The sequence below is a fragment of the Ensifer sp. 38_S197 genome (assembly GCF_056924495.1).
This window is the reverse complement of record NZ_JBXOVZ010000003.1, coordinates 1-26,136: the sequence shown is the minus strand read 5'-3', so window position 1 is coordinate 26,136 and position 26,136 is coordinate 1. Positions and strand designations below refer to the sequence as shown.

23 protein-coding genes are annotated in these 26,136 nt (G+C 60.6%); 13 read left to right on the top strand and 10 right to left on the bottom strand.

Annotated elements, in window-relative coordinates; all coding sequences use genetic code 11:
• Window positions 1–27 precede the first annotated feature (27 nt).
• Genes pyc through AC1Z3V_RS32505 form a run of 4 tightly spaced genes read right to left on the bottom strand, consistent with a single transcriptional unit; the run spans window position 28 to window position 6,100 of the window.
• Complete coding sequence (gene pyc, locus AC1Z3V_RS32520) at window positions 28–3,486, bottom strand: pyruvate carboxylase (RefSeq protein WP_483504214.1); 3,459 nt, start codon at window positions 3,484–3,486, stop codon at window positions 28–30.
• A gap of 54 nt (window positions 3,487–3,540) precedes the next feature.
• Window positions 3,541–4,116, bottom strand: a complete 576-nt coding sequence (locus tag AC1Z3V_RS32515; protein WP_483504213.1) for a peroxidase-related enzyme — start codon at window positions 4,114–4,116, stop codon at window positions 3,541–3,543.
• Window positions 4,113–4,610, bottom strand: a complete 498-nt coding sequence (locus AC1Z3V_RS32510) for a CMD domain-containing protein (protein WP_483504212.1) — start codon at window positions 4,608–4,610, stop codon at window positions 4,113–4,115. Before AC1Z3V_RS32510 ends, AC1Z3V_RS32515 begins: the two co-directional genes overlap by 4 nt.
• 56 nt (window positions 4,611–4,666) lie before the next feature.
• Window positions 4,667–6,100 carry an NAD-dependent succinate-semialdehyde dehydrogenase gene (locus AC1Z3V_RS32505; protein WP_483504211.1) on the bottom strand — a complete coding sequence of 478 codons (1,434 nt, stop codon included), beginning with the start codon at window positions 6,098–6,100 and terminating at the stop codon, window positions 4,667–4,669.
• Between the two features lie 357 nt (window positions 6,101–6,457).
• On the opposite strand from AC1Z3V_RS32505, the gene AC1Z3V_RS32500 reads away from it, so the two are divergent.
• Window positions 6,458–6,604: a hypothetical protein gene (locus tag AC1Z3V_RS32500; RefSeq protein WP_483504210.1), complete on the top strand. Its 147-nt coding sequence runs from the start codon at window positions 6,458–6,460 to the stop codon at window positions 6,602–6,604.
• A gap of 404 nt (window positions 6,605–7,008) precedes the next feature.
• On the opposite strand, the gene AC1Z3V_RS32495 is transcribed toward AC1Z3V_RS32500, so the two are convergent.
• Window positions 7,009–7,296: a hypothetical protein gene (locus AC1Z3V_RS32495; protein ID WP_483504377.1), complete on the bottom strand. Its 288-nt coding sequence runs from the start codon at window positions 7,294–7,296 to the stop codon at window positions 7,009–7,011.
• Window positions 7,297–7,688: 392 nt separating this feature from the next.
• On the opposite strand from AC1Z3V_RS32495, the gene AC1Z3V_RS32490 reads away from it, so the two are divergent.
• Both AC1Z3V_RS32490 and AC1Z3V_RS32485 read left to right on the top strand, forming a co-directional pair.
• Complete coding sequence (locus AC1Z3V_RS32490; protein WP_483504209.1) at window positions 7,689–9,296, top strand: RcgA family putative transporter; 1,608 nt, start codon at window positions 7,689–7,691, stop codon at window positions 9,294–9,296.
• A complete protein-coding gene (locus AC1Z3V_RS32485) occupies window positions 9,286–10,299 on the top strand; it encodes an RcgR family putative quorum lactone hydrolase (protein WP_483504208.1) in 1,014 nt (337 codons plus the stop codon). The genes AC1Z3V_RS32490 and AC1Z3V_RS32485 overlap by 11 nt, the downstream gene beginning before the upstream one ends.
• A 417-nt stretch (window positions 10,300–10,716) precedes the next feature.
• Here AC1Z3V_RS32485 and tnpC read toward each other — a convergent pair whose 3' ends face one another.
• The 3 genes from tnpC to tnpA all read right to left on the bottom strand — a co-directional run bounded on the left by tnpC (window position 10,717) and on the right by tnpA (window position 13,236).
• Window positions 10,717–12,366 (bottom strand): IS66 family transposase, encoded by a 1,650-nt coding sequence (gene tnpC / locus AC1Z3V_RS32480; RefSeq protein ID WP_483497905.1) that lies wholly within the window; start codon window positions 12,364–12,366, stop codon window positions 10,717–10,719.
• A gap of 64 nt (window positions 12,367–12,430) precedes the next feature.
• Window positions 12,431–12,784, bottom strand: a complete 354-nt coding sequence (tnpB, locus tag AC1Z3V_RS32475; RefSeq protein WP_483497907.1) for an IS66 family insertion sequence element accessory protein TnpB — start codon at window positions 12,782–12,784, stop codon at window positions 12,431–12,433.
• Complete coding sequence (gene tnpA, locus AC1Z3V_RS32470; RefSeq protein ID WP_483497908.1) at window positions 12,781–13,236, bottom strand: IS66-like element accessory protein TnpA; 456 nt, start codon at window positions 13,234–13,236, stop codon at window positions 12,781–12,783. The genes tnpB and tnpA overlap by 4 nt, the downstream gene beginning before the upstream one ends.
• Window positions 13,237–13,758: 522 nt before the next feature.
• On the opposite strand from tnpA, the gene AC1Z3V_RS32465 reads away from it, so the two are divergent.
• The 6 genes from AC1Z3V_RS32465 to AC1Z3V_RS32440 are packed head-to-tail and all read left to right on the top strand — an operon-like array spanning window position 13,759 to window position 16,592.
• Window positions 13,759–14,208, top strand: coding sequence for a DUF3846 domain-containing protein (locus tag AC1Z3V_RS32465; protein ID WP_483504207.1), 450 nt, complete (start codon window positions 13,759–13,761; stop codon window positions 14,206–14,208).
• 2 nt (window positions 14,209–14,210) lie between these two features.
• Window positions 14,211–15,212 (top strand): hypothetical protein, encoded by a 1,002-nt coding sequence (locus AC1Z3V_RS32460; RefSeq protein ID WP_483504376.1) that lies wholly within the window; start codon window positions 14,211–14,213, stop codon window positions 15,210–15,212.
• Between the two features lie 26 nt (window positions 15,213–15,238).
• On the top strand, window positions 15,239–15,685 hold the full coding sequence (locus AC1Z3V_RS32455; RefSeq protein ID WP_483504206.1) for a hypothetical protein: 447 nt from the start codon (window positions 15,239–15,241) through the stop codon (window positions 15,683–15,685).
• Window positions 15,686–15,695: 10 nt separating this feature from the next.
• Window positions 15,696–15,926: a hypothetical protein gene (locus AC1Z3V_RS32450; RefSeq protein WP_483504205.1), complete on the top strand. Its 231-nt coding sequence runs from the start codon at window positions 15,696–15,698 to the stop codon at window positions 15,924–15,926.
• Window positions 15,927–15,978: 52 nt separating this feature from the next.
• Complete coding sequence (locus AC1Z3V_RS32445; RefSeq protein ID WP_483504204.1) at window positions 15,979–16,284, top strand: hypothetical protein; 306 nt, start codon at window positions 15,979–15,981, stop codon at window positions 16,282–16,284.
• 26 nt (window positions 16,285–16,310) lie between these two features.
• Window positions 16,311–16,592, top strand: a complete 282-nt coding sequence (locus tag AC1Z3V_RS32440; RefSeq protein WP_483504203.1) for a hypothetical protein — start codon at window positions 16,311–16,313, stop codon at window positions 16,590–16,592.
• A gap of 375 nt (window positions 16,593–16,967) precedes the next feature.
• Here AC1Z3V_RS32440 and AC1Z3V_RS32435 read toward each other — a convergent pair whose 3' ends face one another.
• Window positions 16,968–19,871, bottom strand: coding sequence for a Tn3 family transposase (locus AC1Z3V_RS32435; RefSeq protein WP_483504375.1), 2,904 nt, complete (start codon window positions 19,869–19,871; stop codon window positions 16,968–16,970).
• A 95-nt stretch (window positions 19,872–19,966) separates the two neighbouring features.
• Between AC1Z3V_RS32435 and AC1Z3V_RS32430 the strand changes: the two genes are divergently transcribed.
• Window positions 19,967–20,575 carry a recombinase family protein gene (locus AC1Z3V_RS32430; protein ID WP_483504202.1) on the top strand — a complete coding sequence of 203 codons (609 nt, stop codon included), beginning with the start codon at window positions 19,967–19,969 and terminating at the stop codon, window positions 20,573–20,575.
• A 268-nt stretch (window positions 20,576–20,843) separates the two neighbouring features.
• Here the strand turns inward: AC1Z3V_RS32430 and gndA are convergent, their stop codons facing one another.
• Entirely contained in the window at window positions 20,844–22,259 is a 1,416-nt protein-coding gene (gndA, locus tag AC1Z3V_RS32425) for an NADP-dependent phosphogluconate dehydrogenase (protein ID WP_483504201.1), read from the bottom strand.
• A 177-nt stretch (window positions 22,260–22,436) separates the two neighbouring features.
• Here gndA and AC1Z3V_RS32420 point away from each other — a divergent pair, with 177 nt between their 5' ends.
• The 3 genes from AC1Z3V_RS32420 to AC1Z3V_RS32410 all read left to right on the top strand — a co-directional run.
• Entirely contained in the window at window positions 22,437–23,933 is a 1,497-nt protein-coding gene (locus AC1Z3V_RS32420; protein ID WP_483504200.1) for a sugar ABC transporter ATP-binding protein, read from the top strand.
• A 17-nt stretch (window positions 23,934–23,950) separates the two neighbouring features.
• Window positions 23,951–25,012 carry an ABC transporter permease gene (locus AC1Z3V_RS32415; RefSeq protein WP_483504199.1) on the top strand — a complete coding sequence of 354 codons (1,062 nt, stop codon included), beginning with the start codon at window positions 23,951–23,953 and terminating at the stop codon, window positions 25,010–25,012.
• 46 nt (window positions 25,013–25,058) lie between these two features.
• The coding region (locus AC1Z3V_RS32410) for an ABC transporter substrate-binding protein (protein ID WP_483504198.1) at window positions 25,059–26,136 on the top strand (1,078 nt) is incomplete at its 3' end.

Genomic DNA, 26,136 nt, shown 5'->3' with positions numbered 1-26,136 from the left:
TGAATCTGTCCGAGGTAGAGGCCACCCTCAGGCCTCGTAAACAATCAGCAGGTCCTTGGCGTCGATCTGGTCGCCGGCGCGAACCAGCACTTCGGCAATCGTGCCGTCCTTCTCGGCGTGCAGCGCCGTTTCCATCTTCATCGCCTCGATCGAGAGCAGCACGTCACCGGCCTTAACCGCCTGGCCCGGATGAACCGCGACGGTCGAGATGACGCCCGGCATCGGCGCTCCGAGCTGGGCGGCGTTGCCGCCCTCAGCCTTGCGGCGCACGGCGCTCGTCGCACTGCGGTTGCGGTCCGGAACCTTGATCAGGCGCGGCTGGCCGTTGAGTTCGAAGAACACCTTGACCATGCCCTTCTCGTCCGGCTCGCTCTTGGCCTGGTGCAGGATAACCAGCGACTTGCCGCGCTCGATCTCCGGCTGCAGCTCCTCGCCCGGTCCAAGCCCATAGAAATAGGCCGGCGTCGGCAGCACGCTGACCGGACCATAGGTGTCGGCCGCGACCGCGTAATCGGTGAAGACCCTCGGGTACATCAGATAGGAGGCGAACTCGAAGTCGTCGACCTTGCGCTCGAGCTTGTCCTCGATCGCCTTGCGCTCCGCGTCGAGATCGGCCGGCGGCAGCAGCGAGCCGGGAACGGCGGTGTAAGCCTTCTCGCCTTTCAGCGCCTTCTTCTGCAGCGCTTCCGGCCAGCCGCCCGGGGGCTGGCCGAGATCGCCCTTGAGCATCGAGACGACCGAGTCCGGGAAGGCGATGTCCTTGGCCGGGTTCTCGACGTCGGCGACGGTCAAGTCCTGGGAGACCATCATCAGCGCCATGTCGCCGACGACCTTGGACGACGGCGTCACCTTAACGATGTCGCCGAACATCTGGTTGGCGTCGGCATAGGCCTGGGCGACGCGGTGCCACTTGGTTTCGAGACCGAGCGAACGCGCCTGTTCCTTGAGGTTGGTGAACTGTCCGCCCGGCATTTCGTGCAGGTAGACTTCGGACGCCGGTCCCTTGAGGTCGCTTTCGAAGGCGGCATACTGGTGGCGCACCGCTTCCCAATAGAAGGAGATGCGGCGGATCCACTCGGGATCGAGACCCGGATCGCGGTCCGATCCCCGAAGCGCCTCGACGATCGAGCCGAGACAGGGCTGCGAGGTATTGCCGGAAAGCGCGTCCATCGCCGCATCGACCACATCGACGCCGGTTTCGACGGCGGCAAGCACGGTCGCAGCCGCAATGCCCGAGGTGTCGTGCGTGTGGAAGTGGATCGGCAGGTCGGTCGCCTCACGCAGCGCCTTGAACAACACGCGTGCGGCTGCCGGCTTCAACAGGCCCGCCATGTCCTTGACGGCGATCATGTGCGCGCCGGCCTTTTCCAGCTCGGCCGCCAATGCCGTGTAGTACTTGAGATCGTACTTCGGGCGGGCCGAGTTCAGGATGTCGCCAGTGTAGCAGATTGCCGCCTCGCAGATGCGGTTCTCTTCAGCAACGGCCTCCATCGACACGCGCATGTTGTCGACCCAGTTGAGGCAGTCGAAGACGCGGAAGACGTCAATGCCACCCTTCGCCGCCTGGCGCACGAAGTACCTCACGACGTTGTCGGGGTAGTTCTTGTAGCCGACGCCGTTGGCGCCGCGCAAAAGCATCTGCAGCAGCAGGTTCGGCGCGTCCTCGCGAATGCGGGCGAGACGATCCCACGGGTCCTCGGTGAGGAAGCGCATGGAAACGTCGAAGGTCGCACCACCCCAGCATTCGAGCGAGAACAACTGCGGCAGGGCACGAGCATAGGTGCCGGCGACGCGGGCGATGTCATGCGTACGCATGCGGGTCGCAAGCAGCGACTGATGGCCGTCGCGCATCGTCGTATCGGTCAGGAAAACCTGCTTTTCACCGCGCACCCACTCGGCGAATTTCTTCGGGCCGAGCGCGTCGAGCTTCTGCTTGGTACCGGCGGGGATTTCGCCCTGGATGAACGGCACGACGGGCTTGGCCGCATCCGCCGGCGGCTTCGGGCGGCCCTTGGCCTCCGGATGACCGTTGACGGTGACGTCGGCGAGATAGGTCAAGAGTTTCGTCGCACGGTCCTGGCGCCGGACCTGCTGGAAGAGTTCCGGCGTCGTATCGATGAAGCGGGTGGTGTAGGTGTTGTTGCGGAACTGCTCGTGGCCGATGATCGCCTCGAGGAAGGTGAGGTTGGTCGCCACACCGCGGATACGGAATTCGCGCAGCGCCCGGTCCATGCGGCTGATCGCTTCCTGAGGCGTGCTGCCCGAGGCCGTGACCTTCACCAGCAGCGGATCGTAGTAGCGGGTGATGTAGGCGCCGGTATAGGCCGTGCCGCCGTCGAGACGGATGCCGAAACCGGCCGCCGAACGATAGCCGGTGATGCGGCCGTAGTCGGGAATGAAGTTCTGCTCCGGATCTTCCGTGGTGATGCGGCACTGCAGCGCGTGGCCGTTGAGGCGGATGTCAGCCTGGTCAGGCACACCCGATTGCGGCGTGCCGATCGCCTCGCCGTCGAGAATGTGGATCTGCGCCTTGACGATGTCGATGCCGGTCACCACTTCGGTGACGGTGTGCTCGACCTGGATGCGCGGGTTCACTTCGATGAAGTAGAACTTGCCGGTGTTCACATCCATCAGATACTCGACGGTGCCGGCGCCGATGTAGTTGGTCGCCTTGGCGATCTTCAGCGAGTAGTTGGCCAGTTCCTGCCGCTGCGCATCGGAGAGGTAGGGCGCCGGCGCGCGCTCGACGACCTTCTGGTTACGGCGCTGGATGGAGCAGTCGCGCTCGAACAGATGCACGACATTGCCGTGGGTGTCGCCGAGGATCTGGCTTTCGACGTGGCGGGCGCGCTCGACCAGCTTTTCGAGATAGACCTCGTCCTTGCCGAAGGCGGCCTTGGCCTCGCGCTTGGCTTCCGTCACCTCGCGGATCAGATCCTTCGGATCGCGAATGGCGCGCATGCCGCGTCCGCCGCCGCCCCAGGAGGCCTTGAGCATGACCGGGTAGCCGATCTCGGTGGCGAGGCGATGGATTTCCTTTTCGTCGTCCGGCAGCGGATCGGTGGCCGGCACGACCGGAACGCCGACGGAAATGGCGAGGTTGCGGGCTGCGACCTTATTGCCGAGCTGACGCATCGTCGCCGGGCGCGGACCGATGAAAATGATGCCGGCGGCGTCACAGGCATCGACGAATTCCGGGCTTTCCGACAGCAGGCCGTAGCCCGGATGAATGGCGTCGGCACCCGAGAGTTTGGCGACGCGGATCACTTCCTCGATCGACAGGTAGCTTTCGATCGGGCCGAGGTCGCGCGCAAGATGCGGGCCGCGGCCGATCTGGTAGCTTTCATCCGCTTTAAAGCGGTGCAGCGCGAGTTTGTCCTCTTCCGCCCATATCGCGACCGTTTTCAGACCGAGTTCGTTTGCAGCGCGAAAAACGCGGATGGCAATTTCAGAACGGTTGGCAACAAGGATCTTCGAGATAGGCAAGTCGGTCTCCTCGGATGCCTGTTGAACTGCAGCCCCCAAAAGCATGTACCGGTATTACGCGTGGACCGGCTCACCCAGTATATGCATTAGTCGGTTCGCCCAGCCGAAGATCGCCGTTGCGAGAACGAGATCGACAGCATCCAGCGTCACGAATCCGAGCCCTTCAAGCGCTTGCATGTGCTCTATGTTGGCGGCGGGGGGCGATTTCGCCAACGCGACGGCGAAATCAAAAACAGCCTGCGAGTATTCATCCAGCTCCGCTTCCGTTTCGTCGGCAAAGATTTTCTCAACGACGTCCGTGCGCTTGGTCAGCTGATTGTAGCGCGATCCGTGGACAGCGGCGCAATATACACACCGATTGACAATCGAGGATCCGATTGCGCCAAGTTCGCGTTCGGCTGGCGCCAACCCCTCCCGACCGTACATAATGGCGTTGAAGAGCGGAGAGCGAACGGCAAGTGACTCAGGATCGTGGGCCAGAGTTAGCACGTACTCCGAAATCTTCTTGTTCGAGGGCGTCACCTTCATTGCATCTAGTTGCTCTTGAGTGGCGTTATCGAGACTGACGGGAGTAATATAGGGTGACCACCGCGGAACATTTACAGTGAATTCATGGATTGCGTTGCTCATTTGACGCTCCCAGCAAGTTTGAATCCGGCCACCACACGCAACTGGTAGTTCACGAAAGCCAGCAGTTCCGTCAGGCGCACGATATCTGCCTCAGCCATGCCCGCTGTCTTCAGCGTTTCGAGATCGCTTCTTGTCGCATCGCGCGGGTGCACCGTGACCAGGTCGGTAAAACGAACGATTGCGTTCATCCGCTCGCCCGCATCGATGCTCCGGTTCGGATCGGCGATGGCAAGCAACTCCTCATCGGCGCCTGCGCTGTTCAAACACGCGCGATAGTGCCGTGCGAGTTCGTCATCCTTGTTTAGCCTGGTAATCCGTTCCGCAAGGGCCGCGCGCTCGCCATGCGATAGGCCTCCAGGTTCCTTTGGCTGAACGACGGCATCGTGACTAGCCTGGCTAAGCCGGAGGATTTCGGCTCGCTGCTCCATTGCCAGAGCCAATGCAGAACCCGGAGGGGCGTTTAGTATTCGTTCGATGATATTGGCGGATTGCATCTGCGAATCTCCCAAAAGCGATGGGCGGAAGCGACAAGTGGTCAGCCTCCTGATTGTCAGTGGACTGACGCGATTGAAACGACCTTCGTGACCATAAATGCGTCGAGCGCGCTTGGCCCGCCTTCCGTGCCATAGCCGGAATCCTTGATGCCGCCGAAAGGATGCTCGGGAAGCGCAACACTGTGATGATTGATGGAAATGCTGCCGCTCTCCATTCCATTGAAGAGCCGAGTTGCATCAGTCAGCGAGCGTGTATAGCCGTATGCGGACAGACCGTAGGGCAGCCGGTTTGCCTCTTCGAGGGCCTCTTCGAGGTGGTCGAACCGGTTGATGATGGCGAGCGGCCCGAACGGCTCATCGTTCATGACACGGGCCTCAACGGGAGCATTCAGCAGAACGGTCGGTTCGAAGAAAAAGCCCTTGTTGCCGATGCGGTGACCTCCGGTGGCCAAAGTTGCGCCAAGTTTGACGGCATCAACAACAAGCTCTTCCATCGCCGTGACGCGACCGCGATGCGCCAACGGACCCATCGTGGTCTCTGCCTGAAGCCCATCGCCGACTTTCACAGCCTTTGCACCAGCCACGAAACGTTCGGTGAAATCGTCAAATACATCCGCCTGCACGATGAAGCGGGTGGGCGACACGCAGACCTGGCCGGCGTTCCTGTACTTGGCGGCGACAGAGATATTAACCGCCGCCGCGATATCAGCATCGTTCATGACGATGACCGGTGCATGGCCGCCCAGCTCCATCGTCGATCGTTTCATGTGAGCACCAGCCAGCGCTGCAAGTTTTTTGCCGACAGGCGTCGATCCGGTAAACGTAATTTTCCGGATCGCGGGATGAGCAATCAAAGTTTCCGAGATTTCAGCGGAATTCCCAAATAACAGGTTCACGGCGCCAGGCGAAACGCCGGCGTCAGCGAAAGCCCTGACCAGTTCCACGGAACACGACGGTGCTTCTGCGGCACCCTTAAGAACAATGGAGCAACCTGCTGCCAGCGCACCTGCGACCTTTTTCACCGCTTGAATCAGCGGAAAATTCCAAGGCGCGAAGCCAACTACCGGGCCGATGGGCTCCATCACCGTGAACTGATGTACGCCCGGCGCACGTGCTGGAATCACTCGTCCGTAGGCGCGCCTGCTTTCTTGCGCGTGCCAATCAATCGTGTCTGCGGTCGCGGCGACTTCGGCGCGAGCCTCCCCCAAGGGTTTTCCATGTTCAAGCGTCAAACTATGCGCGATAGCCTCGCTGCGCTCACGAACGAGGCTTGCCGCCTTATGCATGATGGCAGCGCGGTCGATGGCTGCGATACGCTTCCACTTGTGGAATCCGCGCTCCGCAGCCGTCGCCGCGTATTCAATGTCCGCAGAAGCGGCTTTTCCGATGCGACCGATTTCCTCTTCAGTCACGGGATTGATCACTGAGATGAATTCCCCGGAGCTGGCATTGCGCCAGGAACCATCAATGAACAGCAATACTTCAGTCAAGTTTACGCCTCCTCTAGTCGAATCGGTCGCCCGGCTGGCGATGTTGCGTCCCAGATTCTTCGCTTGGTTGAAGAGTTGCTGCAGGAACCGAGTAGCGGTTTGACAGCGAATTCGTCAAAGCGAAATTGTTCAATAAGGCTAACCGAACGTACGCGGGGTTTCCTTGCAATCTTTACTACAGATGGCGCGTAATGTGGAAGTTTTTACCCTCTTCGCTCTGTAATCTGTAATGGGCTTGCGTATTTGAGATTTCGTGAGATATCAGCGAAAAAGAGCGATCAATGCTGTTGAGTTCCCGATGAGGGGAAGGACAAGCCCCCCACGCTCGCGCAGAGGGATCGGGATGTGCGTTGGACAGTGAAGGATTCCAAGGCGAAGCAACCTTCGGAAACGCCGACATCAGCAGCGGCCAAGCAGCATGACATCGCCATTCCGATGTTCCGTTACAAGTTAAAGAACCATGCCATGATCGACCGGGCGCATGGGTCAGCTCGGATGCAGTGAGAGTGCGGTAGTCCATGATGGAGCTCAACTCAGTGGTCTTGCTACTTTTCCAAGCGGCCCAACTCCTACGATACCGGTATCGATTGAAGGCTTTGTGATTGTTGCCTCTCTAATGTTGTTGTCCTTTGTTGTTCTTAAAGACCAGCTTCAACTTGGGATCTGTTCGTCTGCGTCTGCATTGCAGGCCCTCAGACTAGCAACTTCTCCCTCCAGGAAATCGGCGCATGCCGGAATCTCAATCACTCCTACCAGCTTCCGCTGGCGTTTCCATGACGTTATCTCCGTGCAAAGGATCGGCGAGGGAAACGGCGCGGTCTCCGCCGCGCTATCCCTCAGTGCGCGTCAGGCCAGTCGGCAGAGCCGGTGGCGTCGCATATGAATCTGGGTCGGCATAAAGGGGAGAGTCACGAAACCGACGCGCCGCGTTCGAAGGCGAGATTCGTCTCGTTGGCGTTCAGTGTTCCCCGTGTTGCAATCAGGTAAGCCGCCATATAGGTCAGCTTCAGCCTCGATTCCCGATCGCCCCGCGGCCTGTAATCGACGATCGCCAGCCAGCCGGCTTGTTCATCCCGCGCAACGCCCAACAGTCGGTTTGCGTAGGTGACGTTCGTAACCTCGCCGGCTGCCCTCCGCTCATCCCAGGCACGAACGGCATCAGCAGTCGCCAGTTGCGCAGCTATATGGCGGTCTATCAACTCACCAAGGGAAAACGCAGTTTCCGCCCCACTTTCTTCTTTGCGTTCCTTCCAGTCCTTGTGCGCCTGAATCTCCATATAAGAAATACCGTCGGAAGCTAACGCGCTCAAAGCCGTGCGCATTCTTGCCGAATAGGCGCCCCAGCTAAGGGACCGAAGCGAACTTATTGGGCTTTCGGCCTCTATGCAGCGCTCGAACGCTGACGCCGCCGAAATTGACATGATTGAGTGCCTCACCGACAAAAGACCCCCTCCTTCCAATAGTTGCGCGCTTCATCTCGGAGGCGCTAAAAAGTTGCATCCCGTCGATAAGAGCGTGATTTGAGGGGTAATGGCACGATAGGACACGAAACCTAGCGAAACGAAACGAAACCAGGGCCTATAAGTCATTGATAAAGAACGGAAAGTTTTTTCTTTCGCCGTCGAAAGACGAAAGTGATTTCAAGGAGCTGTTTAAACAATTGGCTGCGGCTGGAGCGGGTCGGCCATTGGGCAATGATGGGTTTCCTTCAGGTCCATGGACGCCTGAGCTTCTTGCAGAGGCGATTTCACAGATCGATTCGAATCGGATCGGGGTCGATCTACGAACGGTGCAGCTTTGGTTTCAAGAGAATGAGAAGGGGATTAGCACCGCCAACATTCGGTGGCTCGCAAGGATCTTTGGGTGCGATGACCCGATGGCAACCAGCGAATGGCAGATGGAACTCAGTGCGGCGCAATCTCGGTTAGCGGCTAAGAGACGAGACTTGAAGCATGCCGTGAGCAGCGTTGGGGTCCCAGATCCGCCGCGGACCACGGTCGTCGATGGTGAGACGAACTCTCCGCAAGAGTTGGCACGAGATACTGACACCAGGAGGCCAAGACGGCGTTTCGATTTGGCGAAGAGATCCGAGGCGCTCTTTAGTCGCGGATCGCCCTTGAATTTGCCGGCGTCGGTCTTTGCAGGTGCCGCCGCCCTTGGGTTCTTGTCGTATATCACGGGGATTCACAACGCTACTTACAACCGGCCGGATGGCGTTGTTAAGCAGGTTGGATTTCTTTGGGCGCCGAATTGGACATTCGTCTTCCTGTTACTTCTACCGGTGTTTTGCGCGTTGGTCATAGAGCTGCTGGGCTTCTGGAAAAATGAGGCGCGCTTAAAGCTCGCTGCACAGGCAGACCGGATGCAAAGCGACGAGGCCTGGGAGCGCAATGTCGAAGCTTCTTCCTATACATACTGGGCGGTCTTTTTGATTTGCCTGCTGTTCGCAGGTCTTTTTCAATGGATCGAAGTGTGCCTGATCCCATTGGTGAACGGCGGTGGTAACTATGCAATGGATTGGGGCAAGTTAGCACTTGCGCGCCCAGAGGTCATATCCGTGCCAGAAGCGGTCCTGTTCACAGGGATTGCTTACCTATACATGTGCCTGTGCTTCTATGTTTTCTTCGTCGGCCTCATTTTGCTTTATACGGTGGTCTATGATCTCTGGAGAGTTGAAGGGGCGACGAACCATCGGTCTGCTGCAGACTATCAGCACGAGATCAATGAGGTCGGTCTTAGGGTCATGCGCGGGATTTTTCGCTGTACCGTATTGGGCGTTCTGATCGCCATATGCATGAAGGTCCAGAGCTCTTACCTGACATCGAGCGGCGAGAATGTTGCGGCTTGGTTGGTCAGCGACATGTCTTCAGTCCTTCACGGTCGCAATAATGTAAGCGACGGGGCCGGCTATAGGATGCCGACGCATTTCAGCAGTCTTCTTATCGTTATTTCGACGTGCGTCGTCTTTCTGTTTGGCTCCATCCGTTTACGTGTTGGAGGTCGGTTTCGTGTGCTTTTGTGGGAGATGGCGGCAGTTGTAGGCCTGCTCGTTGCCGGCTACTTGCTGATCGGCGCGTTTGCAGGCTTTTCGATCCTTTTGGGCGTTGGCGTGCTCCTTGCGATCTACGGCCTGTTTGATCCAGGTTTTGGGCAATGGCGGGCGACTGAGTTAGGAAATCATCAGCGTGTATCATAATTGGCTTGATCGATGGGATGAGCGGCGGGCGCGGCGCGGCGAGGAGGAAAAGGAGACAACGGATTTCGTCCTTGACGCGGAACGCGCCTTTCCAGATGCGAAGGAGGTCGCAAGTCTCGAGGAGTTTTGTCGTTTTGCGGACCAGGCCGTCGCTGATCCAGCCTTCTTCGATGAGCCGAGTGGGAGCGATCAAGGTTTTCAGAAGCAAGACGGGTGGCTCAGATTTCCATCGGGCATCTCGACTGACATTGCAGAGAATAACGTTGTCTCGGCGAAGATCACCGAAAGCGGGTCGTTCGATCAGGCGTTGGTGGTTTTTCACCATTGGAATGCAACCGCGCGAAATCGTCAGATTGCCAATTTTTTTTCCCGGCGTGGCATCACGGTTGTTGAGATTGCAATGCCCTATCATTTTGAGCGCCGACGTCCGGGCTCCTCGCACGCCGATTACATGCTCAGCGCGAATCTCGGTCGAACGATCCAATCTGTGCGGCAGGCAGTTTGGGATGGGCGAAAACTCCTACGCTGGCTGAAGGGCGAAGGCTATCGGGAGATTTCGGTTCTTGGTATGAGCTTGGGCTCCTGGGTTGCAGGGCTCATCGCCGCACACGACCCTGCTGTGTCAAAAGCTTCGTTGTTTCTCACCGCGGGAAGTCTCGCGGATATGGTTTGGACGGGACGCGCAACACGATTGATACGCGATAGCCTTGAGCCTGAAATCGCGCTGGCCGATCTAAGACGGGCCTGGGCTCCACTTAACATGGAGAACTACGTGCATCGTTTGGCACGGCCTGATCTCGATCTCCACGTTGTGCTGGCGAAAAGAGACAAAGTGGTGTTGCCAGAGCTATCGCAGAGGTTCCTGCAAAGGCTGAAAGATGACGGTGCCAGGCCAAACATCTTGAAACTGAACTGTGGCCACTATTCCCTCGCCGGGCCTCCATACATTTTGTTGGCCGGTTTGAGCTTGAAGCGGTTTCTCTCGCGTGCGCGGCGAATGTGAAGTTGGCGCCGGGCGCCAGTTAGCCAGCAGTTTTGCGATTCTCGAAATGCGAGGAGCGGAGCCTTCCCGTCTGCGGCTTATGATCGAAATTACGTGAGCGTCTGAAAACGCTGGGCGTCGCATCAACTTGGCGCATAGCTGGCGCAAGCCCGCTCTATACCTTTCGGCACGAAGCCCGCCAAAGGCGGTCTTCGCCCATACGGGTAACGATCGGTTGCGCCACGACCGCTTCGCGTCCGATTGTGATGATTGCATCAAATTGCCTCCAACTCCCGGTTTACACCCCCTTTGAAACCAGCATATGGTGCGCCGGCATGGCGTATGCGGCGTCTCCGCCCCATTGATTTTGCGGTTGCAACGGCGATGTCGATCGCTTGCGGAAGGTCCTGTGAGCTCATCGGGGAGTCCCGGACGAGCTCATTGTGAGGCGCTGCGTTGCGCATAGGCCCAGGGCATGAGGGCCTCGATGTCTTTGGCGAGGTGGCCGTTGGCGAGGCTGATGAAGAGATCGCGCAAATAGGCATAGGGCTCGACACCAATCATCTTGCATGTGCCGATCAGGCTGGCGAAACGGGCCCAATTACGGCCGCCTTCATCGTGCCCGGCAAATAGCGCATTGCGGCGGTTCATGGCGGGGCTTCTGATCGCGTTTTCGACGAGGTTGGAGTCGATGTCGACGCAGCCGTCGTCCAGGAACAGTCGGAAGCCGTCTTGACGTCTCAGCATATAGGCCATGGCTTCGCCGAGGTCGGACTTGCGCGAGACGCGTTTGGCCTGAGCTGCCAACCAGGTGAAGAACTCGTCCACCAGCGGACGGGACAGGTTCTGGCGGACAGCCCGGCGATGATCGGGATCGCAACCGCGGATGCTATCCTCGATCTTGTAGAGGGCGGCGATGCCCAACAGCGCCTCGTCGACGATGGGCGACCCCTTCTTGGGTTTGGCCTTAATCAGCTTTCTGCGACCATGCGCCCAGCAGAAGGCCAGCTTCAACGGGTCCCCGCCCGTGCGGTCTGGCGTAGCCAGGTGCGAGTAGCCACCGTAGGCATCGACTTGGATCGTGCCGTTGAAGCCGTCGAGGATTTCTGCTGCATATTCGCCTTTACGCCCCGGTCGATAATGGAACACTACGCCCGGTGGCGCAGATCCGTTCCAGCCGCGGTCGTCGCGCAGCACGGCCCAGAGATAACCGGTCTTCGTCTTGCCTCGCCCGGGATCCAGCACCGGAGCCGTGGTCTCGTCGACATAGAGCCGCGCGCTTTCCGACATCAGCCGTTTGGCCATGTGGTCGACCACCGGCGCGACCGCAGCACCTGTCCGACCCATCCAATCTGCCAGGACCGTGCGGTCGATCGGCACTCCGTGTCGGGCCATGACCGCGGCCTGCCGGTTCAGCGGCATATGTTCGGAATGCTTGGACACGGCGATCTGCGCCAACAGGGCCTCGGTCGGCCAGCTGCCCTCCAGCAAATGCGCCGGCGCTCTGGCCTGAACGACGCCCGTGCGCCCCTTGGGGCAAGCGTATTTCGGGCGGACCGTGACAATCACCTGATAGCGTGCCGGAATTTGATCGAGCCGTTCCGTCCGATCTTCGCCGATCCGAACCATGTTGCCGCAACCACAGGGACAGACAATGCTGTCGGGCTCGATCACCCGCTCGACCCGCGGCAGGCTCTGGGGCAGTGCGCGTGGCCTCCGCTCCTTGCGAGGAACAGCCTTTGCGGGATCAACGGCGCTGGCCGCGATCTTTTCCTCGACGAAGGCGATCTGGGCCTGCGTTTCGGCAATCGCCGTCTCCAGGTCCTCCAGCGCCAGTTCCATCTGCGTCGGATCAAGCTTTTCCGATTTCGGCCCGAACTTCGTGCGCCGATAGTCCTGAACCTGGCTCTCCAACCTCTCGATCAGCTGCTTCAGCTCGCTGATGAAGGCGTCCTTTTCGGCCACCACCGCCTGCTCATGCTGGCGTGCCGCACGCTCGACCGAAAGCTCGAACTGCACTGCCGCAAAGGCATTCAATACCTCGGGAGGGAGGTCCGGGAACTGGCTGAGATCGATCGGCTTCGACATGTGTCTTCATAGCAAAGCGAAGCAGAAAAGCCCAATAAAACAATGCCAAAATTAAGCTGGTGAGTCATCCTGCCGCAGCCGGGGGCACCACTCGCCGCGCCATCACGCGTCGCCAGTCAAGCCCTTCGAACAAGGCTTCAAACTGTCCCCGCGACAGCCGCATCGTTCCATCCTGCACCTTGGGCCAGGCGAAGCTGCCCTGTTCCAAGACTTTGTAGGTCAGCACCATTCCGGTGCCATCCCATACCAGGATTTTCAGACGATCCCCGCGCTTCGACCGGAAGATCACCGTCACCCCGGAATGCGGATCAAGCTTTAACTCGGTCTGCACCATCAAGGCCAACGCCTGATGGCCACAGCGGAAGTCCACCGGCCGCGTCGCGATCAGGATCGGCAAGCGTTGGCCCGCGACGATCATGCCGGCGCTCGCATCGCACGCACCAAGGCCGCCACCCGATCAACCGGTACATCGCCGGGAACCCGCATCACGAGGTCTGCCCCTATTTCTACCGTCACGATCTGCGAAGCGGCCGCGACCGGCTCCGGGGTCGGCAAAGCATCACAAGTCATGTTCGGCTCCGTCGTAATCGCCAGTGGCACGAAGGCAGGTTCGATAGATCCGTCCGCAAAGGCCGGCATGACCGGCAGCAGCTCAGCAGGCAGCGCCAGAAGACCCTGACGCGCCTGTCGTCGCCAGCTCGAAAGCTGATGTGCAACGAGATCATAACGACGCGCTACGTCAGCGACCCGGGTTCCAGGCTGAAGGCTCTCCGCAACAATCCGCGCTTTCACAGCATTGGGCCAGCGTCGGTTTCCCCGACGAGGCTCCACCACTTCGCATCGTCCGACAAATCCTTCACCATCCGCCATGCCAAATCTCCAGCTCTTGCCGAAAACATTCTGGCAGAAAGGCAGAAACCTCAATGGTCACAAACACGCAAAATCAATGGGGTGGAGGCGGCGCATACGGCATGGCCCATCCTGAGTTGGTGATGGCAAGTCGCTAGCCCTTCTTGTCATGCGCCAAGGGGTCGTCCTGTTCACGAGGCAGGACGGCCCTTTCTGTATCTGAAATGACGACCGCTAGGCGGCCGGCGTGCTTTCTTGATGGAGGGAAAGAAGGCGCCGCCCTCTCTCCCTCACAAGGGAAAAAACGGTCTCCCCGTCCTTCCTCCGCTCGCTCAGCGCTCGCTTCGTGCAGGATCGACGCAGATCCGCATGTACGGATCATGCGTCGCCCCTTCGGCTTTGAGCCTCGGGCGGGCGAACCCCCTCCGTTTTGTTCCCTTGCCTCCCTCTCTCCCGCTGCTCCGCGCGAACTCGGAAGCAGGAGCGGGGCTCCTGCCCCTCGGGCAGACGCTAGACCGCTTCGCGGATGGAAAGGGCTAGAAAATGTTACGCGCAAACACCGCTTATGTGCTGGACCCGGAGACGACGATTTTTAAGCCGGTCGGGCTTCCGGTCTCGACGGGTATCCGGCCGGTTTACGACCTGATTGGCTGCCGCCTCCTCGAAGTCGTGCGTTTCGACGAGCGCCACACACTTCTTGTCGATGAGGAAGGGTTGCAGGAAGGCCTGACCGCCTTCACCATCTTTGAAGGCTTCCCCCAGCCGATCGCGGGCAAGATTGTTCTTGTCGGCGGGGACGGAAGCTCCCCCTACACGTCGCCGCTTGTCAGTCTTGAGGATGCGGCCAAGCATTTCAAATGCTGCCGACCGGTCCTCGATCCGGTATTCGCGCAGACCGACGAGATTTCCCCCGGAGGCATCATCATTGCCGGCGCGCTGGCGGGGCTGCAATCCCGCATCGAACGCCGTGCCCCTACCCTTGTCGAGGGATAGGCATGATGCAAATCGCAACCCTCGAAAACAACATCCTCGCCATTGTCGCAGGGACCTTCGCCGCAACTATAGCGGCGGAGGACATCGAGTCGCGGTTTCATGCCCTCACCCATTTTCCCGACCGGCGCGCGAAATCAGAGCTAGCGGACCTGGCCGAGCGGCTGAACCAGTTCGCCGTTCACGTTGTCGAGCTTTGGAACGAAGCTTGCGCCCCGATCCCGGAAGCGGAAATCGAAACCTTCGCCCGTCGTCATGTCGAGTTGACGCGGCGCTATTGGGCGGCGGAAGGCCGTTGCATGAACTGGTTTATCACCGGTCCCGCGCGCTTCCCGGTTGCCCGCAACGAAAAGCGCATGCGGATTTCCGATGCCCGCCGAGCCGATCTTAAGACGCACGAGGCAATCGCCCGCAAGGCGGTGCGGCGGAAAGCGTTCCCGCATGGCGCGGAAGATGAACCGATCCGTTCTGGCGATCCGGCTGCGTTGCAAAAGATCATGACGCGCATCGAGGCGACAGCGCTTTCTATCGATCAGATGAAGGCGGCGAACGTGATCATCCGGCGCATGGAAAAGGACCTTGCCGCGGAAGAGGATATGGTTGCGGCCGTCGTGGCCAACACCGGCCTTACCGAGGAAGCAGCAGCCCGAGGCATCAAACTGGCTCCTTGGCAATCACGACGCGGGTTCAGCACGACCAACAGCCGTGCCGAGCTCCGCCGCCTACAGCAGCGCCTTGCAGTCCTCGTAAGGATGAAGGAACGCGGCACCCGAAGCCGCGAGCTTGAGACGAGCGCAGCTGCCGTTGAGATCAAGGAGAACGCCGACATTGCGCGTATCCAACTGATCTTTCCCGACAAACCCGACGATACGACACGACGCGTTTTGAAAGCCAACGGCTTTCGCTGGTCGCCATCGCAAGGCGCGTGGCAGCGGCACCTTAACGAGGCTGGACGCCATGCAGCGCAACGCGTGTTGAAAATGATCATCGACGCCAGCGCCGCCTGATCACTCCAATTGAGAAGGACGTTCAGATGACCCATACGATCTATTTTGCAATGGAGTTCCATGGCACCGGTGATCCCTATTTCGGCGGCACCGCCGCCGATTGGGCGCTCTACAAGACCGACGACGGCGGGCAGGCGTTCATCAGCGCTGCCGACGCGCAGCGCCGGAACTTGGTTTTGGCCTATTTCCCGACCGCGACGGAAGCAGAACAGGCTGGAACCGCAGCAAGCACACGCAAGGGGCGAATTTCCGCCCTTCCCGGGAAACTCCGGTCCGAAGTCCCGACCGGACAGATTTCTTGGATTGTCGGCAACAAACATGTCGGCGAGGACGATAGTGAACTCGCCGAGGACATCGCCGACAGAGCCAAGAGGGCGGGCGCGACCGACGCCGATTTGATCGCGCAGATGGTTGCCTACGCCCTTGCTTGCCACCGCGCCAATCAGGCGCTTGTGCTTCATTTCCGGCTTTAGGAGGCGCACGATGCGACACGAACGCCGCAGCGTCGAGGTTTTCGACATCCCTTCTGGCTTGGGCGGAAGTCACACGGTTTCCATTGTGAAGGAGTTGGCTGCCGATAGAGTGCAGGTGCGCGTCTGGTATGGGCGCGCCACGCCGAGAGGTTGGGAGGCTTGGAAGGATTGGGACGGCTACACCTTCGCGACGGAGCGGGCCGCCCTGACGAATAAGCGGACAATGCCGCTTTTCAAATAGAAATTGGCCGCGCCACACGTGGTGCGGCCATCGAGCACGAAAGGAACCGACATTGAGCCGCTATACAGTTGAAGTGAAGTCCGCGACCAACGCCGATCCTGACGCCACGATTGGCTATGACCGGCCCCTGGGGACCTTCTTTTTGCAAGCGTTTCCCGACCCGCAGACCGACGAATGCGCCTTGTGGCTGGGCGCGTTCCTTGAGGAATACTCAACCCTGGAATCGATCGTCGAGGCTGTGCGGACACAAGGCTACGAGGTTCGCGGCCTGACGCGGGAAATGATGCTGGCAATGATCAAGGAATCCGGACCGTCGCATCCGCCGAGCCTTGGCGAAAAACTCGGCATAGTGCAATAAGAGGCAGAACGTTTCGAGGAATGGAAATGGAAAACGCAACTTGGCGTGAACTTATCTCCGATGCACTTCAGCGCAACAACGAGAGTTGGAGCGCGATTGTATCGATCACACTTAGCGATGCAGAGCTCGATGTCGAATTTGATAGGGGATACGGCGAAGTAAACGGGAGGCCCTTTACCGCATGGACGGCCAACAATGTCTATTTTCCGCTTTGCTATGATGGAGCGGAATGGTGCGGTAGTGCTCCCCGCAACCCAAGCCGTCAACCGCTTGCTCACCAAGGCGGCAAGGAAGACGCCGCACGGTAATTCCTCCCCGGCCGATCCCAGCCCGCATCGAGCGGGCGAGGACCGGAACGAGGGGCGCCCCGACGCCCCTCCCCTCTCCCCTCCCCAACCACAACAGTCGACCCGCCGTAGCGGGTCGGCTCACTTCGATCTTTTGTTTTTGGCAGCCGTTGAAGGCTGCTGTTAGCTGAACCGCGCTGCACCGAAACCGCGACCGTGAAGCCGTCCTGGTGGCCAGATGGCGCCCCCCCCGATTGACCAGGACGCGATTGGCTGGGCTACGAAGGCCGCGTTTTCCGGCAGTTCCCGAGTGGCAGTTCGCAATCTAATGCTGCGCACGATACGGCAGGCCCAGCCTTGGCGCGCAAGGGGTCGTTTGCGGGAGGGGGCGATATACTACCTTAACGGCGGCCACCGATATTCCCCAGTGAGCGTTATATGCTCCCATCCGAGCGGTGAGACGTGAGGAAGGAGCCCGAGGTCGATCTGTTCGCCGCTGGCGATTTGCTCGGCGACGATTTCGCCGAGCTTCCTTGTGTTCCAATAGATGATGATGGCGGTGAGGAGGTTGAGACCGGCAATTCGGTGTTGCTGTCCCTCGGACGACCGGTCTCGGATTTCGCCGCGCCTGTTGAAGTTGACCGCGCGCTTGAGGGCGTGATGGGCCTCACCCTTATTCAACCCGATCTGCGCTCGACGCTGCAAATCCATATCGCTCAGCCAGTCGAGCATGAAGATCGAACGCTCCAGACGCCCGACTTCCCTGAGCGCCAGCGCCAGGCTGTTTTGACGCGGATAGGCGGCGAGTTTTCGAAGAATCTGACTTGGCACGACGGTCCCGGCGGCCATGCTGGCGGCGAGCCGCAGGATATCGGGCCAATTTTCGCGGATCAGCCGAATGTTAATGCGGCCGCCGATCAGCGGCTGAAGAGCAGGAGGCACCAGATCGAGAGCGGGAACGTAAAGCCGCTTGTCTGGCAGATCGCGGATTCTCGGCGCGAACCGGAAGCCGAGAACGGAGCAGATGGCAAAGACATGATCCGTGAAACCCCCGGTATCCGCATAATGCTCCCGGATTTGCCTTCCAGTGTCGTTCTGCAGCAGACCATCAAGAATGTATGGCGCTTCGTGAGCGGTCGCGGGAATGATCTGGGTCGAATAGGGAGCGTATTGATCAGAGACATGGCTGTACGCCGAAAGGCCCGGCTCGTTGCCGTACCGGGCATTGACGACATTCAATGCTTCACCGGTCGAACCTGCCGGAAAGTGCTGGCCATCCGAGGACGATGTCGTTCCGTCGCCCCAGAAGCGGGCCATCGGTAATTTCGACTGCGCCTCGACGATCATCGCAAGGGCGCGTGCCGTTGTCTCCTCTCTGACGTGCCATTTGCCGATCCGCAGCAACTCCCAGAAAGTGTGGGTGTCGCAGGCGTCGGCCATCTTCCTGAGACCCAGGTTGACACCATCGGCGAGCAGAACGGTCATGACGCCGATCCGATCTCCGCACGCAATCCCCGTACGGAGATCAGTAAAGGCATCTGTGAAGCGCAGTTTTTGATCGACCTCAATGAGAATGTCCGTGATCCGAACGGACGGCATGCTTTCATAGAGTTTCAAGACGAGCGCGGCAGCCTCCTCCGGCGCCGCCCTTTCGAGCCTGTCGATCTGAAGCTTGCCGTCTACGATGGCCGCACCTGCAAGAACGCCGGCCTCATTGGCACATGCGATATGCGTCATGCCGCGTTTGAGAATGTGGCTTCGATGGCGAAGCCAGTCGTCCGCCTCCAGCGGAACGGCCAGCCGAGCTGTTTCGGATACCGTTTCGATCGGCACCAACGCCGTGCTGATCTCGCGATACCGTCTGCTGTCCGCCAGCCAGATATCGCCCGAGCGCAGAGCATTGCGGAGTTCGAACAACAGCCCGATTTCCCAAGCTTGCCGATCTGGCTTCCCATCCATCAGAATTCGTTTGCGCCATCTAGCTCGGGCAAAGTCGAGTGGTGCATTTAACGGCAATGTGCGATGGCCCCTGCGATTAAGGCGGCGCAGCAATTCCAATGCCTCGAGCAGCGAATCCGCGCCGCGCCCGCCGCGGAACGCCAGGACTTCCAGAAGCCGAGGCGCATATCTCCGGAAACGGGCATATCCGTCGGTCACAAATTCCAGCGGGTCCGCCGAGACCTTGCCGGTGAGCGCGGCCGCCTGCGCGACAGTCTGGCGGAGCAGCTCCCAGCCACCGCCTTCCGCGATGGCCAGTTCCAAGTCATCCTGCTCCTCATGCGCGGTGATCAGTGCCTTGCCGAAGCGGGAAAGCATTTTTAGCGTATCGCCGATCGAGGCACGCTCGGCTTGCAGCAGCTCATCCCGTTTGCGTTCACAGGCACGGTAGAGTTTTCCGACAATGCGGTCATGCGTCTCGACGGCGACATCCGCCAACATCGCCGACCATTCCACGACGCATGCCGCCAAGATCGCCAATCGTCGATTTTCCGGCAAATCCCGCATACCATCGGCGGAATAGCGTTCGCCCTGGCGGCGCAGGCCGGCCACGCGGTGAGGTGGGATGCCGTCGAGAGTGCCAATATCGATGGCGAGTTTATCCAGAAATTCCAGCCGGTCGAGCAGGCCATTCATATCGTTGGAGTTGGAGCCGACTTCGAACTGACGCAACCACACAAAGCGGGTGATCCGGCCATCGGCAGTTTCGGAAAGCAGGGACAGAAGCCGAGTGCGGCTCTGCACGTCCAGACGCCCGGTGATGCGGGACGCGATCGCGCGTTCGGCGGCGACCAGGGCGTCGGCAGAGCACCGTTCAACGGTTGAGATCGCCGGGACAATGACATTGCGACGGCGCAGTTCCGCCAGAAACTCGGCCGCCAACAGGTCATTCGTTCTTGATCTCTCGGCGGCCGCCTCAAGCCATGTGAGCATATCTGCGCGCACTTGGCCTTCGAACGGTCGATAGCCGTAGAGTTGCTGCAATGCCGCCGAATGCTGATACCGCGTTTCCGATCTGGCGCCGTACTCGGCAAGTTCTTCAGTCGCGACACCGATCTGCGCGCCGATGAAGGCCAACATCGAGGGCGGGATCATCTCGCCTGGCTGCAAGAGACGACCGGGATATCGGAAGGCGCAAAGCTGCAGGGCGAAGCCCAATCGATTTCGCGGGCGGCGACGTTGTCTGACGTGACGCAGGTCTTCGTCACTCAGTATGTAATGGCGAAGCAATGACGGTTCGTCCGTCGGCAGATCGAAGAGCTTCTCGCGCTGGCGTTCGGTCAGGATTGTGCGCCGTGGCATGCAGATGTTGTCCCCATTGAAGTATAGTCTGTTTTGGACAACAATCGGTCCATACAAATCAAGGCCTTCCGGCATTCAAATCCACGAGGGTTCAATTGGGACAGCGCGCTGCGATTTACTGCCGGGTCTCGACAACTGATCAGTCCTGTGAGCGGCAGGAGCGAGACCTAACTGCTTTTGCCGAGCGCGCCGGCTACGCAATCGCCGGGATATATAAGGAGACGGGCTCCGGAGCTAAGTTGGATCGAGCCGAACGGAAGAAGGTCATGGCGCTCGCCCAGGCCCGGGACATTGATTTGGTTCTGGTCACAGAGCTTTCCCGATGGGGACGCTCGACGATCGATCTACTCAGCACACTGCGTGAGCTGGAAAGCCGGAAGGTCTCAGTGATTGCCATGAACGGCATGACCTTCGATCTCTCTACCCCGCACGGTCGGATGCTTGCGACGTTTCTTTCAGGCATTGCCGAGTTCGAGCGCGATCTCATTAGTGAGCGCGTAAAATCCGGGCTTGCCGCTGCCAAGGCGCGCGGAAGAAAGCTCGGACGGCAACCCGGTCAGCGGCCAAAGTCGGACAAGCTCGCACCGAAGGTGCTGGCGCTCATCGCGCAAGGCCGAAGCTATCGCTGGATCGCCCGCGACCTGGTCATCAGCAAGAATACGATTGCCGATATCGTCAAACGCGATCGCGCCAGCGGAAAATGAGGTTCTTACGCGGATTTCTGCCAGCGGTCAGATGCTAGGGGCTGCAGGGGGTCGCGTCTCGCGTTCTTCTCAAGCTTGTGTGCGCGGCGCATTGAGAAGATTTTCGACTGGAACGCTGGCAGTGCGGGATAACTTGTCTAAGCTGGGGATGCCCTCCCTGTCCAACGCATTCTCCTTCTTCGACGTTCGGCTGAGCTTATTGACACGCTGAATTTCTCCGCTTTTTCACCACTTCGCCTTGTCGTAGTACTGTCTCATTACCGATAAGCTATGCCCACGGGCCGTGGTGGCTGTCGGCGCCGTCGACGCGGTCGAAGCCGTGCGCACCGAAGAAGTCGCGCTGCGCCTGGATGACGTTGGCCGTGCCGCGGCCGCGGCGGTAGCTGTCGAAGTAGCCGAGGGCCGAGGCGAGCGCCGGCACCGGCAGGCCGCCGAGCATGGCGGACGAGACGACGCGGCGCAGCGCTGCGTCGGTTTCCTGGACCATCGCGGCAAAGGCCGGCGTGACGATCAGGTTGGCGGCATCCGGCGCCCGGGTGAAGGCGGTGGTGATCTCGTCGAGGAACTGCGAACGGATGATGCAGCCGGCCCGCCAGATCCTGGCGATAACAGGCATCGGCAGGTTCCAGCCGAACTCCTTCGACGCCGCCGCCATCACCGCGAAGCCCTGCGCATAGGCGCCGATCTTGGCGGCGAGCAGCGCGCTTTCGAGATCCTTGAGGAAGGCGGCCCTGTCGTTGACCTGCAAGGCGCCGACAGCCGGCAGGCCAAGGATCTTTTCCGCCGCCTCGCGCTCGTCCTTCATCGACGACAGGCTGCGCGCGGCCACCGCCGCCTCGATGCCGGTCGCCGGCACGCCCATGGTCTGCGCCTCGATCACCGACCACTTGCCGGTGCCCTTCTGGCCGGCCTTGTCGAGGATCAGGTCGACGATCGGCTGGCCGGTCAACGGATCGGCGGCCTTCAGCACCTTCTCGGTGATCTCGATCAGGTAGGAATTGAGCCGGCCCTTGTTCCAGCCGCCGAAGACCTCGCCGATCTCCTCCGCCGACATCTTCAGGCCGTCGCGCAGGATGCCGTAGATCTCGGCGATCATCTGCATGTCGGCATATTCGATGCCGTTGTGGATGGTCTTGACGAAGTGGCCGGCGCCGTTTTCGCCGAGCCAGGCGACGCAAGGGTCGTTGTCGTATGTCGCGGCGATCGAGGTCAACACGCGCTCGACCCGTTTCCACGACTCTTCCGTGCCACCGACCATGATCGACGGACCGTGACGGGCGCCCTCCTCACCGCCGGACACGCCCATGCCGATGAAGGTCAGGCCCGTGTCCTTCAGCGCCTCGAAGCGGCGCATCGTGTCGCGGAAGTTGGCGTTGCCGGCGTCGATCATGATGTCGCCCTTGGCCAGATAGGGCTTGAGGATCTGCATCTGCTGGTCGACCGGCTCGCCGGCCTTGATCATGATGATGATCGGCCGCGGCGGGCGGATGGCGGCGACAAACGCCTCAATGGTGTCGCAGGGCACGATCTGGCCCTGAAGGTCGCCGGCTTCCGCGTAGAATTTATGCGTCGCTTCGACGGTGCGGTTGAACACCGCGATCTTGTTGCCTTTTTCAGCGATGTTGAGCGCCAGGTTCGAGCCCATGACGCCGAGACCGATTAGGCCGATTTCCGCCTGTGACATTTGAAAGCCTCACTGCAATCGTGATGAAGCCCGCTACGCAGGGCTTGGTAAAATGGTATCGATACCATAGGAAATATTCTGTTGCTGGCAAGGGCGAAAAATAAAACCACAAACGTGCGTTGACAGAGTTGTTATCGATACCATAAGGTTCTCATCAATCGGCTTTGGGAGGAGCGCATGAATGGTGAAAAGTTCTTGGAGTTCCGCGCGATCACCAAGGAGTTCGGTGGCACCCGGGCCCTGTCGCAGGTTTCGCTCGACCTCGAAGCCGGTGAAATCCTTGCGCTTCTCGGCGAGAACGGCGCCGGCAAGTCGACGCTGATCAAGACGCTTGCCGGTATCTACCGGCCGGACGGCGGCGAGATCCGGTTCCGCGGCGAGCCCTATGTCAACCAGCCGCCGAAACCGAACAAGCGCCAGCCGGTCGCCTTCATCCATCAGGATCTCGGCCTCATCGAATGGATGACGGTCGCCGAGAATGTGGGCTTGGCGCAGGGCTTCTCGATGAGGACCCGGCTGATCGACTGGCGGCGCACCGAGGAGCGGGCGCGCGAGGCCTTGCGTCTCGTCGGCTGCGATTTCGATCCCTCGACCCGCGTCCAAGCGCTGACACGCACGGAGAAATCGCTGGTGGCGATCGCCCGCGCCCTTGCCGTCGAGGCGGATGTGCTGGTGCTCGACGAGCCAACGGCGAGCCTTCCCGCTGACGAGGTGGAGCGACTCTTCAACGCCATCCGGCCGCTGAAAGAGCGCGGCGTCGCGATGATCTACGTTTCGCATCGGCTCGACGAGATCTTCCGGATCGCCGATCGCGTTGCGGTGCTGCGCGACGGCCGCCTCGTCGGCCAGAAGCCGGTCGCCGAGACGAACCCGGACGAACTCATCGAAATGATTGTCGGTCGCAAGGCCGATCAACTCTTCGTCAAGGCGGCGAGTACGCCGGGCAAAGCGGTTGTCAGCGTCAGGCAGCTCGCCTGCCAGGGCGTCGGGCCTGTTTCCTTCGATGTGCTCAAGGGCGAACTCATCGGGCTCGTCGGCCTGCGCGGCGCCGGTCAGGAATTGGTCGGCCGCGCGCTGTTCGGCTGCCAGCCGTTTTCGGGAACGATCACGATCGGCGGAGAGCAACCGGACCTGTCAAGCCCGGTGGCGGCGATGCGCTCCGGCGTCGGCTTGATCGCCCGCGACCGAACGGAAGAATCGGTCGCCATGTCGCTGTCGCTGCGCGAAAACACCTTCCTCAATCCGCAGGCCTCTGGCCGCGGCCTGTTTTCGGTCCTCGCGCCCTCGAAGGAGGCCGCCCTGGCGGAGGCGATCGGTGAAAGCGTCGGCCTGAGGCCGAACGACCAGAGCCTGCCGATCGAGGCGCTGTCCGGCGGCAACCAGCAGAAAGTGGTGGTAGGCCGCTGGCTCGCGACCGGCCGCAAGCTGCTTGTAGCCGAGGATCCGACCGCTGGCGTCGACGTCGGCGCCAAGGCCGATATCTATCGACTGATCGCCCGGGCGCTCGAGGCGGGGCTCGCCGTCGTCGTCGTCTCGACCGATTTCGAGGAAATCGCCCATATCTGCCATCGCGCCCTGGTCTTTTCGCGAGGACGCATCGTCCGTGAGCTCAAGGGTGAAGAACTAACGACCCCGGCGGTGATCGCCGCCGCCTCGGCCTCCGAAGCCGCCTGAGTTTCTGGGAGAAGAATATGCAGTCGATCGAATCCACCGCGCTTGAACCCACCCACGGCGAGCTTGCCGGCCTCAGCCTGGCGCAGAAGCTCATCCGCTTCCTGCCGGTCTACGGCCTCGTCATCCTAACCCTGTTGCTCATCGTTCTGTTCTCGCTGCTCCTGCCGCAGACCTTTCCGACGGTCCTCAATGTCCGCTCGATCATCTCCGACAAGGCGATCATCGCCATCCTGTCGCTCGCGGCGATGATCCCGATGGCCTCGGGACGCATTGACCTCACAGTCGGTTACGGCATCGTTCTCTGGCACATCCTTGCCATCAGCCTGCAGACGATGTTCGGCGTGCCCTGGCCCGCCGCCGTGCTGATCGTCCTACTCCTGGGTGCGCTCACCGGTTTCCTGAACGGCCTGCTCGTCGAGGTGGCGCGGATCGACTCCTTCATCGCCACGCTCGGTACCGGCACCATCCTCTACGCGCTGGCGCTCTGGCACACCGGCGGCCGGCAAGTGGTCGGCGTTCTGCCGGAAGGCTTCTATTCGTTGAACGGAACGATGGTGCTCGGCCTGCCGATCACCGGCTTCTACGTCTTCATCCTGGCGCTGGTGCTGTGGCTGGTCCTCGAATACCTGCCGATCGGCCGCTACGTCTATGCGATCGGAGCCAACCCGAAGGCGGCAGCGTTGAACGGCATCCCGGTCCGCCGCTTCGTAATAGGCGCCTTCGTCTCCTCGGGCACGCTTGCGGCACTTGCCGGCGTCCTGCTCGCCTCGAAGCTCCGGATCGGCCAGGCAAGCGTCGGTCTCGAATATCTGCTGCCCGCCCTAGTCGGAGCCTTCCTCGGCTCGACCACGATTAAGCCCGGCCGCGTCAACGTCTGGGGCACGATGATCGGCGTCATCATCCTGGCGGTCGGCATCTCCGGCATCCAGCAAATCGGTGGCTCATTCTTCGTCGAACCGCTCTTCAACGGCGTCACGCTGCTCGTCGCGATCGGCATAGCCGGCTACGCGCAGCGCAGGAGGGGGACGGTGACGCGCAAGCCGCCGGCTGCGGCCCCGGAGCCGGCTGGAAGGAAGTGAATTCCAAAGATCTGCATCGAATAACGAACCCAAGGGAGGAAGGTAAATGAAACGCAGGACTTTCATGGTAGGCACGGTTGCGGCAATCGCGCTGGTGGGCGCCAATGTCGCGCTTGCCGATCCGATGGCCGACGCCGAGGCGATCGTCACCAAATACGCGAACAAGGTGACCGCTTGGGATGGGCCGACCGCCGGCCCGAAGGCTGAGGAGGGCAAGACCATCGTCGTGCTCGCCGGCGACCTTAAGAACGGCGGCATCCTCGGCGTTACCACCGGCGTCGAAGAGGCGGCCACGGCGATCGGCTGGGAGGTGAAGGTGATCGACGGCGCCGGCTCGATCGGCGGCCGCACGGCGGCCTTCGGCCAGGCAATGGCGCTGAAGCCGGCCGGCATCATCATCAACGGCTTCGACGCCGTCGAGCAGGCGCCGGCGCTGGAACAGGCAAAGGCTGCCGGTATTCCGCTCGTCGCCTGGCACGCCGGCCCGGTCATCGGCCCGGACGACAAGACCGGGCTCTTCGCCAATGTCAGCACCGACGCCATGGAAGTGTCAAAGGCTGCCGCCAACTGGGCCTTCGTCGACGCCAAGGGCAAGCCGGGCGTGGTGATCTTCACCGACTCGACCTATGCGATCGCCATTGCCAAGGCCGACAAGATGAAGGCGGAGATCGAGGCGCTCGGCGGCAAGGTGCTCGAATATGTCGACACGCCGATCGCCGAGACGTCGCAGCGCATGCCGCAGCTGACGACATCGCTCTTGCAGAAATACGGTGACCAGTGGACCCATTCGCTCGCCATCAACGACCTCTATTTCGACTTCATGGGACCGTCGCTCGCCGCCGCCGGCAAGGGCGGCACCGATGCGCCGATCAACGTCGCCGCCGGCGACGGCTCGGAATCGGCCTATCAGCGCATCCGCGCCGGCCAGTTCCAGAAAGTGACGGTCGCCGAGCCGCTGAACCTGCAGGGCTGGCAGCTCGTCGACGAGCTGAACCGCGCCTTCGCCGGCGAAAAATGGTCGGGCTACCTGTCGCCGCTGCATGTGGTGACGGCTGACAATGTCGAGTTCGACGGTGGCCCGAAGAACACCTTCGATCCCGATAACGGCTATCGCGATCAGTACA